Below are 14,747 nucleotides of genomic sequence, written 5' to 3' on the forward strand. Positions count from 1 at the left end.
AGCATTATTCCAATTCCTGCAAACCTTGGCTTTAATGTTGGCATCGGAACCGCTACTCCTGCGGCATCATCACTCCTGCAGGTACAGAAAAACACGAACGGACCCACAATTTCAACGGTAGTGAACAACGACCCGGGCGCAAATGCAAAAGCGTCCTTTATTGTTGGGTCAGTACCGGGAACAGGATTACCTGGTGGTACTTTCGGAAGCCTGGAATACCTGGGAGCCGGCCAGCTTTTAACCGGGCTGTTTGGTCCCGATCGTACAATGGTTCGCGGTTCCGGTGCGGGCGGGCTATTCCTTACCGCTGAAAACACTGCCGGCGTAATATCTTTTGCCACAGGCGGCCCATCTATCGGGAACCAGCGAATGCTGATCAATTCAGCCGGTAATGTTGGGATCGGAACAACGAGCCCCGGAGCAAACCTATCGATTGTTGGAAACACAACAGGAGTTGCAGGGATTGTAGTAGCATCAAACAATGCCAGTGCCGGATATGCAAATGCTGCTGGGATTCAGTTTAACTACAATTCAAATACAACACCATCAACCTTCCGGGTTGCCCGCATAGTTGCAGGGGTAGAATCAGGTGGTGGCGGCGACCTGTATTTTGATACCGCCCCCAGCGCATCAGGCGCGTTTGATACAAAAATGACCATTTTACGAGGTGGCAATGTCGGTATAGGTACAACAATCCCCGACCAGAAGCTGACCGTAAACGGAACCATTCACTCCACTTTAGTTGTAGTTGATCCAACAGTCCCTGCACCGGATTATGTTTTTAATAAAGCCTATAACCTGCAAACACTAGCTGAAATAAAAGCCTACACTGATAAAAACCACCACCTGCCCGGTGTACCTGCCGCTGCCGAAATAGAAAAGAGTGGCATCAACCTGGGCGAAATGAACATGACGCTATTGAAAAAAGTGGAAGAGCTGACGCTGTACTTGATAGAGCAGAATAAGCAACTAGAAGAACAACAACGAGTAAATAAGGAGGTTAACTTAAGACTTGATCTCTTAACGAAACAGCTAAAGGCAGCAAAAAAGTCATCAATAAAATAAGTCCCCAAACAGGTTACCCAATTACATATGCATATGAAGGTTTATGCCAACAGATTACTAGCAATACTTACGCTGCCCCTACTTTCTGTAGCAAGCCCGGCGTTTGCCCAAAGCCAGAACAACTATTCAATAGTCGACAATCTGCATCCCATTACGCCAACCGCTTTTCAGTTCACCAAGTACACGGAGTTGCCGGTAAGTGAGTATACCGGCCTGCCCAACGTTTCAATACCGCTGTACGAAATAGAGGAGGACGGCATTAAAGTCCCCCTTACCTTAACCTACCAGGCTAACGGCATTCGGGTAAACCAGGACGCCAGCTGGGTGGGACTGGGGTGGGACTTGCAGGTAGGCAGCATCATCCAACAGATCAACGACCAGGACGATGGAAACGTACTTAACCGAATGCGCCCCGATTTTCAGACGTCGGGCCTGCCGAGCATATTTCCCTATAAGTACCAGTACTGCAATCCAAACGGGGGTAACCTAATCTGTAACTATGCCTGCAGCGGCACTCTGCCAATAAACCCGGTGGTCATAGGCAACGGCATGTACGTATATACCGCCGATTATGCGCCTTTCAATGGAAACTACATCCAGCCAAGCCCTAATTTCTTCGACGACCACAACTACTTAAGTATTGATTCGGAGCCTGACATCTATACTGCAAGCTTTCCTGGCCACTCCTTCAAGTTTATTTTTGATTGGGATTCAAATCAATTCGTCGCCTTAGACAAAAAAGGATATAAAATAAGCCGCGATGGAGGATTTTTTACCGTGACGGTTCCCTCGGGGGAAATATTTACGTTTGCGGTCAAAAGCACCGTTTCTACATCGTCCTCCTCCCAGGACGTTACCGGATATGGCACCAGTTCCACCTTGCAGCCATCATCCATTACCTGGCTGCTAACCCAAATTACTACCAAAAACAAAAAAGTCATTACGTTCAATTACAACACTCCTCCTACGACACCATCCAGCTGCTATCCGACATTTACCCAAAAGGGGATAATAGCTCCGATGACCGGATCAGCTCAATCTGACCGTGCTGGGGATTGGATCAACTCCTGTTATAATGGGAACCTTGTGGATCGCATTCCCACGAACGGAGTGCTGTACAATGCCTCCTATTCGCAGGAAAGATACTTCTATTTGAACTCGATCGTTTTCCCAAAAGGGGAAGTTGATTTCACCCTTTCAAACAGGAATGACATGCTGGGGGGCATGAAGCTTGACAACATGTCGGTATCAACCTCACAGCAGGTTAAGTCTTACCTATTTAACTATTCTTATTTTGACGCCACTTCAGTCGGGGGCAATACGTTCACCTTTGGCAATTCAACTGATTTTGGCAGTACCCCACTATATAGGTTGCAATTATCGTCGCTTCAGGATAACAGCGGGGCAACGCACACCTTTACCTATAACCCAACTCAGCTTCCGGCCAAAAACAGCTTCGCGACCGACTATTGGGGATTTTACAATGGGCGAACCGCAAATACTACGGCCGTTCCAAACGGCTCCCAATTCGTCAATGCAGCGTTGGGGATAGACAATTCCGCCTGGGGCAACAATGGCGACAACCATTCAGCGAACATTACGTACGCAACGGCAGGCATCCTTCAAAAGATCCAATACCCGACCGGAGGATCGGTTAATTTCTCTTACGAGTTGAACCAGTTCAACAACTACTGGGTGCCGGGCTATTCAAGCAGCAGCAACACCCTATCATCCGGACTAGGCGTCAGAATAGGGTCGGTGACCTTTTTGGATGCAGTTGGCACCCAATTGAAAAAGACCAATTACACGTATTCCGGCGGCCTGGCCATTATGCCGCTGAACTTTTTCCGGACCTACATCTATACCACCATACCTCCCGGAAACGCGAATCCGGGGAATAATGGCTATATGTTTAAGAGCTTTACCGTAAAGGAAAGCAATATGTCAGGATTCTTTTCGGCCAATCCCTTCGCCTCCATAAATGGCGTTGGGTATGACCAGGTGACAAAAACTGACGTTGATGCAAGCAACAATACGAACGGAAAAACGGTAACCAATTATTTCAACAACAAGGATCTTGTGTATGAAAGCGAGAGCACGGTCAACCAAATCAGCCCCACTATGCCTGCCTATAAGAACCGTTCGTATCCTGAAAATGGCTCCATAAAATCTATACAAACGTACGATAGCAACAATGCCTTATTAAAGGGCATATCAAATACCTATTACAACGACAACTCCGCGCTCTATTATGGCGCCCGGGTGTTCGGCTATGCCAGCCTGGTTACCTACAACGGTACAACGTTGGAGCAAACCGGCCGCAACCAGGCTATGGTCGGCTACTATCCGATCTTTGATTTTGAAACGCTGCTCGGCAGCAGTACGGAAACTGATTATTTCGGCACCGATAGCGTTGCAACAACCACGAGCTATTCTTACGGACAGTATAATTTCCCGGTTACAACCACCAAGACGAATTCAACCTTTAACGAATTCACCCAGTTTTCATACCCTTACAACAATCCAAGCGATCCCGTTTTAGTCGCGATGACCGCCCAGAACCGCCTTTCGGACCCTGTTACCGTGGTCAAGTCAAGCGGCATTCATGGCTCGGCCATCTTTAACTTCACCAGAAGCTACCAGCAGATCGGAAGCCTGTTCGTTCCAAGCCAGGACATAGTATATATACGCAATGGGAACGCGGCACGGCCGACAACCACCAGTTACGACAGCTTTGACCCGGCAAATGGCAACATTTTCCAGTATACAAAAAACACACTGACCGACAGCTACCTATATGACTATAACAAGGAGTATGTCATCGCTGAGGTAAAAAACGCGCCGTACACCTCCGTCGCATACACCTCATTTGAGGCGGATGGAAAAGGCCGGTGGAAGTATTCGGGAAACAACCTGCCTGATAACACGGCCCCAACCGGCAAGAAATCGTACGCGCTAGGCAGCGGCAATATTTACCGGGACAGCTTGAATGCCACGCAAAACTACGTCGTCTCGTACTGGAGCAAGAATGGCGCGCAAAGTGTGAACGGAAGCGCGACTTCCGTTCAGGGCTACACCTACAGTGGATGGACGTACTTTGAGCACGACATTACCAATCCATCGGGAGGCACCATAACAGTATCGGGCACGGGAACCATCGATGAATTGCGGCTGTATCCGTATAACGCCCAGATGACAACGTACACCTACGAGCCATTGGTTGGCATCACCAGCCAAAGCGATGTAGGAGGGAAGATATCCTACTACGAGTATGACGGCTCAAAGCGCCTATTGGACATTAGGGACCAAAGTCGCAATATCCTAAAGGCCTACTGCTACAATTACGCCGGACAGTCTGTAAGTTGCGGTGTTACTGTTATGTATTCCAGCGCGGCCAAATCCGGATCATTTACAAAAGTATGCAGCGGGGGCTATACCGGTTCTACGGTCAATTACAACGTCGCTGCCGGCAAGTACACGTCTACCATGTCGCAGCAAGACGCGGACAACCGGGCCCAGGCCGATGTTGACGCAAACGGGCAAAATTACGCGAATGCAAACGGTACCTGCCTGCAGAATGTAACTTTTAATTTAAGCAACACAACGAACAGCGCATATCAGGTCAGTTTTTCAAGCCCGGGCTATAGCAATACCTATAATTTCCTGGTTCCGGGATCCTCATCAATTTCGATACCTGCTGGCACGTATTCGGTTGACGTGTATACCATTGACGGAACAACTGTGTCCCGTACATTTATACTGGGACTGCGCGCACCGATCGTCGCGCCGCGGGCAACGTTTTCTAACGTAAATGTATCTACAGGAAGCTCTGACCTTAGCCTTTCAATTCAATAATAGAAAGTCATGAAAAAAACAATCAGATCCTCAACAGCCGTTTTCATAAGCATAATGCGAAGCCGCTTCGCAAAGAGCATTGTGCTTTTGCTTTCTTTTTCACTAATCGGAGAATGCACCCTAGCTCAAATTGTAAGAGGCCCCCTTGTACTGTCATCGCCGAACACTACCGGAGACCATGGAAGCGATACCAGGGTAACGCTCAGCCCCGGTTTCAGAAGTACTGCTCCATTCAGCGCTTTTATACAACAGATCGTATCGCCAAGTCAGAGCATGAACTATGTTCTTACCTATTCCCCCCGCGTACCCGTAACCGACCTTAGCACATTGCCGTTAAGCACGACCGCCAATGTAAACAAGTCCATAGCATATTTTGACGGGCTGGGACGCCCTGTTCAGACTGTCGATGTTCAGGCCAGTCCGACACAACGGGATTTGGTGCAGCCGAAGTCGTATGATCAATTTGATAGAGAGTCAACAACGTATTTGCCCTATTCCGTCTTACCAACTGTTTCAAGCGACGGTAGTTTTAAAACTACCGCAATAGCGGATGAAGCCTCTTTTTATGCTAGCCCTTCCAATGTCAGTACATGGAATGCTCCTGGAGTCGTAAGTACTGGATACCCATTTGAAACCACGGGATTTGAAGTATCCCCTTTAAACAGGGCTACTGAGCAAGGCAGCTATGGAGATTCATGGCAGCTCACCGGCACATCAGGCGACCCCCACGCCGGCCACACCGCCAAAATAGCGTATGCATCGAATAACGCTGCTAACTTAACAAGCGGAACAGGTTTTTGGGCAAAAAATTATGGGGTAAATTATGTGTACACTGTTGATGGCAATTATTTATATAAAAATACATTATCAGATTTGGGAAGCTATCCTGCAAACACTCTTTACGTAAGGGTTACAAAAAACCAAAACTGGTCTTCATCCCAAACCAATTTAAAATGGAATACCGTTGAAGAATATAGAGATAAAAGTCAGCAACTCATACTTAAGCGTACCTATAACTACAATACCAGCACCAGTCAGACTGAAATTTCATCCACGTACTATGTATATGATGACTATGGGAATTTGACTTACGTCTTGCCGACAGGGGCAACCCCGGATGACGGTGTTACTCAAGCAGATCTAGATACTTGGTGTTATCAGTACAGGTACGACGGGCGAAATCGGTTAATTGGAAAAAAATCGCCGAGCAAAGGTTGGGAGTTGACCCTTTATAATAAGCTAGATCAGGTGGTTGCCACGCAGGATTCCGTTCAGCGTACGAAAAGCCCACAGGAGTGGACGATAATTAAATACGACGGGGTTGGAAGGTCAATTCTTTCAGGTATTTACCAATACGCCGGAAGCGTTCCTGGAACTGATTATAGGTTAACGCTGCAAAATTTAGTCGATGCTCAAACCAATCAGTGGGAAACTCCAACGACGAGCGGAAATGGCTATTCTGCGACAACTTGGCCCACCTCATGGTCTTCTACCCTATATTTAAATTATTACGACAATTATGTGAATAACCCGGTTCTACCGTACACCTATTCGTCTGGCAGCACGATGACCCGGGGATTGCAAACCGCAAGCAAAACATCAATATTAAGCTCCGCGACGGACGCACTATGGACGCAAAATTACTATGACGATCAAAACAGGATTAACAAATCCTTCCAGCAGCATTACCTGGGAGGGATAGTAAGCGTTAATAACTACGATGAAATAACCGACAGATATGATTTTACCGGAAACGTTCTTTCATCAACACGGAAGCAATACAGTAATGGGACCGGCAATGTTTTGACGTTAAATGTCACCGTCAGGGATAGTTTTAAATATGACCACATCGGTCGAAAAACCAAGTCTTTTATGCAGGTGGATGCAGGGGTGAACGTCCTATTAGCCAATTACATTTACAATGAGGTCGGGCAATCTTATTTAAAGAAATTACATTCTGAAGATGGTGGATCAAACTTTATTGAGACAGTTACCAGTTCTTACAACCCCAGAGGCTGGATGGCGGAAACCTCCTCGGCTAATTTTGATGAGAAATTATACTTTGACACACCATCGGGCGCTATTACCGGGGCCGTCGGGACATTTACCGGCGCTATAGCGGAGGCCTGGTATAATTCTGCAAACGTTGCCAATAAAGGATTTTCATATTTATATGATAACAGCAATAGGTTGATTTCTTCAAAGTATTACCAGGGAACTAATTATATAGGCAACCTTGATGAAACGATAAATTACGATCCATCAGGAAATATTTTAAGCCTTCAAAGAGGAAACAACGGTGCGCTTCCTTACGTTTATAGCGGAACATTTAACTACAGCAGCTACACGGGCAATCAGCTAAATACCGTAAGCAACAATGGCTCTGCCTACAGATCTTTTGCGTATGACGCTAACGGAAATACAACGTCAAGTGGGTCTTATAGCTTTGATTATAACTTGCTCAATCTTCCAAACCACGCAATGCAAAACGGCACGGCATTTAATACTTATGTTTACGATTCATATGGAAATAAACTAAGGAAAATAAGCGCATTGTCCGGGACTACAGACTACATTTCAGGGATACAATATAAAAATGGAGTGATCGACTTTATCGCAACAGATGAAGGCCGGTATGTTAACAACGGCGCCCCATCTTACCAATATGACCTAAAAGACCACCTTGGTAACATAAGGGTAGTGATACAAAAGAAAACTGCCACCTCTGCTACCAATATACAGGATCAGGAATATTATGCATTCGGCCTGAATGTAACTAACTATGATAATTCCTCAAATAATAAGTATTTATATAATGGAAAGGAAATACAGGACGAAAGCAATTTAAACCAGTATGATTACGGAGCCCGTTTCTATGATCCGGTAATTGCAAGGTGGACCAGCCCTGACCTTTTGTCTGATGACTATGATTCTGTTTCTCCCTATGGCTACGCAGAAAACAATCCGGTGCTTAACACCGATCCCTATGGGCTATGGACCCAGACGTACAGCGGATGGACTACCAATGACCCTGACGAGATTCAGGACTTTTACAATTATTTAAAGTACACGCATGATAGGAATGTCCACGTAAGCGATGGGCAGGATGGGTCGGGTGAAGACAATGAAGCCTTTAGGCTGTTCGGAGCCAGTCGGACACATGATTATATATTTATCTTCTACAACAGGAATAACCAGGCTGCGGCAAAAAGGAACGTAGAGCATGCTAAGGCGACAATGGCAGGCGGATCGGCTTTTGCCATGACTGCCATGGCTGACACGAAAGGACCTTTCGTGGAGGTTGGCGCTTTTATTGGCTCGGTGGCGTTTATTCTTACTGCAGATGCGGCACTGAATGATTTGGTAAAGCATCATTCTGATCAATTCTCGCCCCAGGACATTCAATTACCCTTACCTTCGCGTCAAGAAGCCTTAAGACGAGCGAAAGACCATGCCCAAGTGTCAAGAAAAACAGGACAAGATCTTCCGATGGATGTAACAAGACCAAGTAGCCGAGGGCGAAACTGGGAAGAGATGAAAGCAAGAGGAGCAAACAAAGTCGGTCGCCAAGATACAATTGGCGGAAATTTTTGGAGAGACGATCCTGATGGCCATCCAGATTCATTAGAAGATGGTATCCCAGATTATCATAAATATCCACATATTCATTCCACTAACCGTCAAGGTGAAGAACGGGTCTTCCCTTATGATAATAACTAATATATGAAACCAACTATTTACACATGTCGTGAAGACAACGAACTTTGGATAAAAGAAAAGTTCGAAGTTCCTATTGATTATAATATAAATGATTTTGTATGGAGATTGCCGGATAGATCCTTAGGATTCAATAATGGTGAAATGGCCTTGGTCTTCGTAAAAACTTTACTGCAAAATTCATTCACAATATTGTTCCCGAGTTTAGTTTATGTAGATAACGACATAGAAAAGCATATTCATAATTTAAAAGGAATAACATTTTTTGATAACATTGAGGAATTAAAAAATGAATATGACGCCCTCGTTTTATTTAAAGAAAAGGAGAAAAAAAACCTCCTTCTTCAAAGATATAACAAGCCTATTGAAACACTGACAGAACCTGTTATTAAGAAATGGTTTAATTCTAATTCGGGAATGTATACTAAAGAGTTTACAGATTATTGTATCTCTAAAAACTTAAAGTTTATAGTTTGGGCATATTCTGATTGGAATATATATTTTTATAGTTTTGAAACTTTCAATGAAATAAATGAAATTGTCAGGAGCGCTGCAGATAAGCTTGAAATTGAATTAAAAAAAGTGAATGATGTAACTAAAATGCCTTACCATTGAAGCTTTGGAAATTTATCATTTCCCCCCTTGTATGAATATCAAGATGGAAATATAAATAGAAGTCGTATTGATGAAAAACTTTTTTTTAGCACTCGCTCTCAGCATGTTGAACGTAGGTTTATGCTTGGGTCAACAAATCAAATATGATATAAGACCTGATATAACGATTCGTGGTACAAAATACGCTAAGCTTTTTAAGAAGACTAACGAAACTGAAGAGTGCAACGATCAAAAAAGCGGTTCAGTAATTGACAAAAACAAATTATCGTCTTGCTTCAGGCTCGTAAAAACCATCAGCTCTACTGATAGCAGGAAGATCGTTGGGATTTTACGGTCAAAAGGCACTTATGGCTTTTTAAAATACGACTGCTTTTCTACCGACTACGCGATAGTGCTTTTTAGCAAAAGTGATGCTGTAATTGGCTATGTGAATTTTAGCTTTACGTGCGGGAATTTGTATTCAAATCCGGTAATTGACGAGCAGAAATCCTTATCTCCCAAGAATTACAGCCTCGTGGGATTCTCAAAAAATGGAAAAAGTCAATTATTGAAAATACTACGGCTTTCCAAATTAAATCTAAATAAAGACAGTAATTCAAATTTAACACAGTAAAGAAATAGCTTGTGGAAAAAAATCGAATGAAATGCCTATAGTTTCGCACCGCGCATAGCGCCCCTGTTTCTGCAATTCTGGTTTTCGCTGAACTTTGCTCTGACGATTTCCTTGCCCCATATCTTGCGTCCCGCGCGCTTGGGATTGGCCTTGAAGTCCCGGTTGCGGGCGTCAAAATGGAGGCTGATGGCCTGCTTGCACTCGTCAGCGGAATCGTAGTTGCTATTGTGAATGACCGCTTTCGCCATCCCTGCAAAGACCGATTCAATCACATTGAGAAATTGCGTGCAGGCAGGCAGCGGGGCAAGCTTGATCTCCGGCTTGCTGGTCTTGTTGTGGTCCTCAATGTAATTCTTCAGTATCTTGGAATTGTGCCAGCTTACCGCATCCCAGCAAAGGTATAGTCTTGCCTGGTCATGATATTGATTTAGAAGAACATCAATAAGCTTTATCATTTCAAAGGTGTTTTTCTTAGTCGAAAAGAAATGAGTCACCTGGTTGGCAGACAGCTCCAATGCCGCAGTGCATATTAAGAACCCTTTAGCCTTTTGCTTTTCGGGAATAACGTCCTGGCTTTCTCTTTCATGTTTTAACGTGCGGCCTCCCTTGATTTTTATTGACACCGGGCCGTACTCGTCTATGGAAAAGAATTTTTCATTGGGCTGCAGCTTCCGCAGGATAGCCTGTATCTTCTTGATCTTCTCCCGAAACTTTGGATCGGGACTGGTCAGCATCTCTCTTGATTTCTTGTACCCGTATCCCATTTGCGTGACGCAGCGGCAAATTTGCCAATAGTTAACCCTGGGGGTGTAAAGCCTGTTGTAAACAAGCGTCAGCGCCGTGAGGCTCCAGCTGGTCCGGTTCAGACCGTGCAGCTTCGGTGTTTCATGAATCAGCCGAAGCAGCCTTTCCTTCCTTTCCCTGATCAGAGGGACATAGTCCTTGCGCTTGACATGGGCAGCGGTTTCAAACGCTTTCATGCCCTTGGCCTTGTATCCGGCCAGCCACTGGTTCAGCGTCTTGTATATGGTCTCCACTTTTTCGATGATTTCCTTTCGGGACGCGCCCTGCTGCGCCATTTCAAGGGACTTGGCAATCTGCCAGTGCCGGTGATCGTTCGAGTTGCGCCATTTTGTTAGCACGATTAAGTCTTCCGCTGCAATGTGATCAAGCAGTTTCCGGGGCGTTGGTGTGACGTGCTCCCTGACCCACCTTACAAAGACGGCTTTAAAGGTGCGCCAGGTATAGCGGTCTGAGCTCAGCGACAGGTATTTTTTGAAGATCGAGCTTGTTTGCAGCGTCGGGGTCTGCTCGTCGGCAAGCAAGGCCGGTAGGATCAAGGCGAGTTGCCGGTACTTTGGCGTCTCCCAGTGGGGCCGCGGCGGTTCGCCCGGGTAAAACCCGAAGTCGTTCAGACGGTCCGGATATTCGGCCCTTATGCGCTCAAATTCGCGCTTGTACCGCCATGTCGTAATGGTAGATACCCGAAGTTCCTTGGCGAGCAGCCAGGAGTGGTATTCGCCATCAATAAACCGCCGACGCAGGATGTCAGCCTTGTCAATGGAAAGCTGGTAACGGTGCATATGAATGATAGTTACGCTTCAACTAAACGAATCAGCGTATAAAATGTTTAGTATTAAACACATGGCCAGTTACAAATTCAAAAAAATTAGACTTGTAATCTTTCACTCGAAGCATTATTACGTATCAGCATATAAAAATACCGCCCAATGAGCGGTATTGCTTGTTACGCCACCGCCAGCACGTTTTTTTGCTGCGGTGCGCGCTTGTACTTGAGTTGCTTGAAGGTGTGGTACTTGTTTCGTTCCTCAACGTACTCAAACATTTCAGAGCAACTCTTGATAAACCAATCAGTTTTGACACAATCCTCGATATCAATGCCAGCTTTCTCCTTAGCGGTTTCTTTGTATAGTACCCGCAAGAAGGTCGATGTTATCAGGCCGAGGTCGGGTGATTTGTCGACATGCTCGATGCCAAAGTGGATGGTCATACCGGCTTCCGGGGAACAGTCCAGCCGCAAGTAAAGCAAGGGGGTGATCAGCTCGTGTATCACGGCGTTGGGCTTCCTGCTCCGCTCCGTGCGTTCCAGGGTAAAGCGCAGCTCCTCCTGCTCCAGGGAGGCGAGGAGCTGCTTTGCGTCTTTCAGGATTCTTCCATAGGCCTGGTGTACCGCGACATTGTAGGCGGAAAGGCTAGGTGTTGCTGTTTCTTTCATATTAATGGAGTTTGGATTTTAACGAATTCAGGAAGCGATTCCCACCGCGCGAGGATGAGGGATTGCCTGTGGGGCGACGGGGTATTGCGCTTCAGTTCCCAGGCCCACACCGTTGTGGCATGGACGGCGAAGAGTTCCCCGCATTCCTCATAGGATAGCCCCATGCAATAGCGCAGCTGCTTTAGTTTGCCTGCAATGCTTTCCGTTTCGTGGGCGAAGGGATAGTATCCCAAAAACAGGATGATGGAGCGGTAGTGCTGGACTTGGGGCTTGGCCCGGTCATTTTCCCAGTACGTTACCGAATCCTCCGACACATTGACTATATTCGCCACGTCCCTTTGCAGGAGCCCCCGTTGAAGCCGCGCGCGGCGGATATGGTCTCCGAGGGTATTAAGTAATTTCGGCAATGGTATACGCGGCGGCTTCTGGACAACCTTGCGGTATGGGAGAATACTTCTCACCACCATGTCCTTGTGGTTATTTTAACCATCCGGAGAAGGACTGCATTTGTCCGCCGGGAGTAGTACAAAAATATTTAAGCAAAATTTCCGGGCCGCTGTTAGACCGTATCGACCTGCATGTGGAGGTAACACCCGTAAACTTTACCGAGCTGGCCTCTGATCGTCTTGCTGAAAAAAGTGAGTTTATCCGTGATCGTGTGATAAAGGCCCGCGATGTACAGGCTGAACGTTTCGGCAACAAACCCGAATTGCATGCCAACGCGCAAATGAGCCCCCAAATGGTGCGCGACATTTGCAAAATAAGTGAAGCCGGGCAGGCCTTACTAAAAAGGGCAATGGAGAAACTGGGTTTATCTGCACGGGCATATGATCGCATCCTGAAAGTATCGCGCACTATTGCCGACCTGGCAGGGAGCGAGGAAATAGCACTTGAGCATTTGGCAGAGGCAATAAACTTCAGGAGCTTGGACAGAGAGGGATGGGCTGGATAAGATTGTAGGTGCAAAAAGTTTAACATTCGTTAATCAATTTTATCTAAGTATATGGGAAGCTTTTAGCTTTCAATTTTTGTAAAATTCAGTATAACTATGCAGTTGAAAACTGTATCAATGCATACCCGTGAGCTAAGAGCTTGCGGCAGAAATTAAACTACATAAAACATGAAAGTATCCGGATTTACCTTTATAAGAAACGCTGTTAAAAACGACTACCCCATTGTAGAAGCCATCACTTCAATTTTGCCATTATGTGATGAATTTGTTGTAGCTGTTGGAAATTCGGAAGATGATACAAGGCAATTAATTGAGGGGATCAATTCGCCAAAAATCAGAATTATTGATACGGTTTGGGATGATTCACTAAGAGCAGGCGGGAAAGTATTTGCGATTGAAACCAACAAGGCATTGGATGCCATTGCAGCAGATTCAGACTGGGCCTTCTATATCCAGGGCGATGAGGTGATTCATGAAAAATATCTTCCGCTTATAAGAAAGGAGATGGAGGACAATTTGAGGAGCCCTAAAATAGAAGGGCTTTTATTTAAATACGTGCACTTTTACGGATCATACGATTATTATGGTGATACAAGGCGCTGGTACCGGCGTGAAATAAGATTGGTAAAGAATATTAAGGGGACACGGTCGTACAAAGATGCACAGGGCTTTAGGATAGACGACAGAAAGCCAAACGTTAAGCTTATTGACGCTTATGTATATCACTACGGCTGGGCCAAACCACCACAAGGGCTAACTAACAAGGCAAGAAATTATAATAAATTTTACCACGACGAGGCATGGAATGCCGCCCACATGACCGACACCTTTGAATTTGATTATGGAAACGCCGACCGCATTAATCGCTTTAAAGACACCCACCCTGCAGTGATGCTAAAAAGAATAGAACAAACAAACTGGGAACTTGATTTTAGCAACAAGCCGCTTCAAAAACACTATACACTGAGAAGAAGATTTCTGCAAACAATTTTAGACCTTACAGGCTGGAGCATTGGTGAATACCGCAATTATAAAATTGTAAAAAGGTAATTATTCCTGAAAGGTGTACTCTTTTCTATTCACTTATTCGCTGGTTAGTATCATTTAACTGCAAAAGCTTAACTTGTTATCAAGCTTTTAAATCGGGCTGTAATCTGCCCTCCTGGTGTTTAAATGCTAATTTATTAGTTTTCAACCAATTACTGGAATGCATTTTGCAGGTTGTTCATTCCCTAATCCACTTAAATACCACGGAAATGATTAACTTTCTAATGATAGACGACAATCCGATTGAGCACATTATAATGCAAAAGATGTTTGACAAATTCCACTTGTTCCCTGCTGCTTCACACAGTTTAGACGCGCGACAAAGCATGGATCTTTTTGAACGCCATTACTTAATACCCGATTTATTGCCCGATGTTGTTTTTCTTGATCTGAATATGCCGGGTTTTAGCGGCTGGGACTTTCTCAATAGCTTTGAACGGATCTATAAACAAATAAAAAAAGCTATAGATATATATATTATTTCTTCCTCAATTGATCCTAAAGACAGGCTGCTTCCAAAAAAATATGCTTTTGTAAAGGCTTGTATCTGTAAACCTGTAAAAATGGAAACTTTGCTTAACCTGCACACTTTATATCAATCAATAAAGCGGGATGCAAGTTGAATGCAGATATCAGCATCCAATAGA

9 protein-coding genes and 2 pseudogenes are annotated in these 14,747 nt (G+C 45.1%); 8 read left to right on the forward strand and 3 right to left on the reverse strand.

Features of this window, described 5'->3' with window-relative positions:
- The 5 genes and pseudogenes from BUE31_RS30995 to BUE31_RS10400 all read left to right on the forward strand — a co-directional run.
- Window positions 1-1,065, forward strand: a pseudogene (locus tag BUE31_RS30995) (hypothetical protein); the annotation flags it as partial.
- A gap of 33 nt (window positions 1,066-1,098) precedes the next feature.
- On the forward strand, window positions 1,099-4,920 hold the full coding sequence (locus tag BUE31_RS10385; protein WP_073403181.1) for a DUF5977 domain-containing protein: 3,822 nt from the start codon (window positions 1,099-1,101) through the stop codon (window positions 4,918-4,920).
- A gap of 9 nt (window positions 4,921-4,929) precedes the next feature.
- Complete coding sequence (locus BUE31_RS10390; RefSeq protein WP_073403183.1) at window positions 4,930-8,640, forward strand: DUF6443 domain-containing protein; 3,711 nt, start codon at window positions 4,930-4,932, stop codon at window positions 8,638-8,640.
- A gap of 3 nt (window positions 8,641-8,643) precedes the next feature.
- The gene (locus BUE31_RS10395) at window positions 8,644-9,252 is read left to right on the forward strand and encodes a hypothetical protein (RefSeq protein WP_073403185.1); all 609 of its coding nucleotides are present in this window, start codon (window positions 8,644-8,646) and stop codon (window positions 9,250-9,252) included.
- Between the two features lie 70 nt (window positions 9,253-9,322).
- Window positions 9,323-9,865 (forward strand): hypothetical protein, encoded by a 543-nt coding sequence (locus BUE31_RS10400; protein WP_143167087.1) that lies wholly within the window; start codon window positions 9,323-9,325, stop codon window positions 9,863-9,865.
- 35 nt (window positions 9,866-9,900) lie between these two features.
- On the opposite strand, the gene BUE31_RS30690 is transcribed toward BUE31_RS10400, so the two are convergent.
- The 3 genes from BUE31_RS30690 to BUE31_RS31675 all read right to left on the reverse strand — a co-directional run bounded on the left by BUE31_RS30690 (window position 9,901) and on the right by BUE31_RS31675 (window position 12,568).
- Window positions 9,901-11,448, reverse strand: a complete 1,548-nt coding sequence (locus BUE31_RS30690; protein WP_143167088.1) for an IS630 family transposase — start codon at window positions 11,446-11,448, stop codon at window positions 9,901-9,903.
- A gap of 164 nt (window positions 11,449-11,612) precedes the next feature.
- Window positions 11,613-12,101, reverse strand: a complete 489-nt coding sequence (locus tag BUE31_RS10410; RefSeq protein WP_073403188.1) for a hypothetical protein — start codon at window positions 12,099-12,101, stop codon at window positions 11,613-11,615.
- Window positions 12,098-12,568: a helix-turn-helix domain-containing protein gene (locus tag BUE31_RS31675; RefSeq protein ID WP_083619672.1), complete on the reverse strand. Its 471-nt coding sequence runs from the start codon at window positions 12,566-12,568 to the stop codon at window positions 12,098-12,100. Before BUE31_RS31675 ends, BUE31_RS10410 begins: the two co-directional genes overlap by 4 nt.
- Between BUE31_RS31675 and BUE31_RS10420 the strand changes: the two are divergent.
- The 3 genes and pseudogenes from BUE31_RS10420 to BUE31_RS10430 form a co-directional block, all read left to right on the forward strand.
- Window positions 12,565-13,053: pseudogene (locus BUE31_RS10420) on the forward strand (ATP-binding protein); the annotation flags it as partial. The gene BUE31_RS31675 and the pseudogene BUE31_RS10420 overlap by 4 nt on opposite strands.
- A 168-nt stretch (window positions 13,054-13,221) precedes the next feature.
- On the forward strand, window positions 13,222-14,103 hold the full coding sequence (locus BUE31_RS10425) for a glycosyltransferase family protein (protein WP_073403191.1): 882 nt from the start codon (window positions 13,222-13,224) through the stop codon (window positions 14,101-14,103).
- Window positions 14,104-14,309: 206 nt separating this feature from the next.
- Complete coding sequence (locus BUE31_RS10430) at window positions 14,310-14,723, forward strand: response regulator (RefSeq protein ID WP_143167089.1); 414 nt, start codon at window positions 14,310-14,312, stop codon at window positions 14,721-14,723.
- The last annotated feature ends 24 nt before the right edge of the window (window positions 14,724-14,747 follow it).

The organism is Mucilaginibacter sp. OK098 (assembly GCF_900142915.1).
Classification (GTDB): domain Bacteria; phylum Bacteroidota; class Bacteroidia; order Sphingobacteriales; family Sphingobacteriaceae; genus Mucilaginibacter.

Coding starts and splice junctions, on each gene's coding strand:
- BUE31_RS10430 (WP_143167089.1), top strand. CDS start 14,310: ATGATTAACTTTCTAATGATAGACGACAATCCGATTGAGCACATTATA.
- BUE31_RS10400 (WP_143167087.1), top strand. CDS start 9,323: ATGAAAAACTTTTTTTTAGCACTCGCTCTCAGCATGTTGAACGTAGGT.
- BUE31_RS10395 (WP_073403185.1), top strand. CDS start 8,644: ATGAAACCAACTATTTACACATGTCGTGAAGACAACGAACTTTGGATA.
- BUE31_RS30690 (WP_143167088.1), bottom strand. CDS start 11,448: ATGCACCGTTACCAGCTTTCCATTGACAAGGCTGACATCCTGCGTCGG.
- BUE31_RS10410 (WP_073403188.1), bottom strand. CDS start 12,101: ATGAAAGAAACAGCAACACCTAGCCTTTCCGCCTACAATGTCGCGGTA.
- BUE31_RS10385 (WP_073403181.1), top strand. CDS start 1,099: ATGAAGGTTTATGCCAACAGATTACTAGCAATACTTACGCTGCCCCTA.
- BUE31_RS31675 (WP_083619672.1), bottom strand. CDS start 12,568: ATGGTGGTGAGAAGTATTCTCCCATACCGCAAGGTTGTCCAGAAGCCG.
- BUE31_RS10390 (WP_073403183.1), top strand. CDS start 4,930: ATGAAAAAAACAATCAGATCCTCAACAGCCGTTTTCATAAGCATAATG.
- BUE31_RS10425 (WP_073403191.1), top strand. CDS start 13,222: ATGAAAGTATCCGGATTTACCTTTATAAGAAACGCTGTTAAAAACGAC.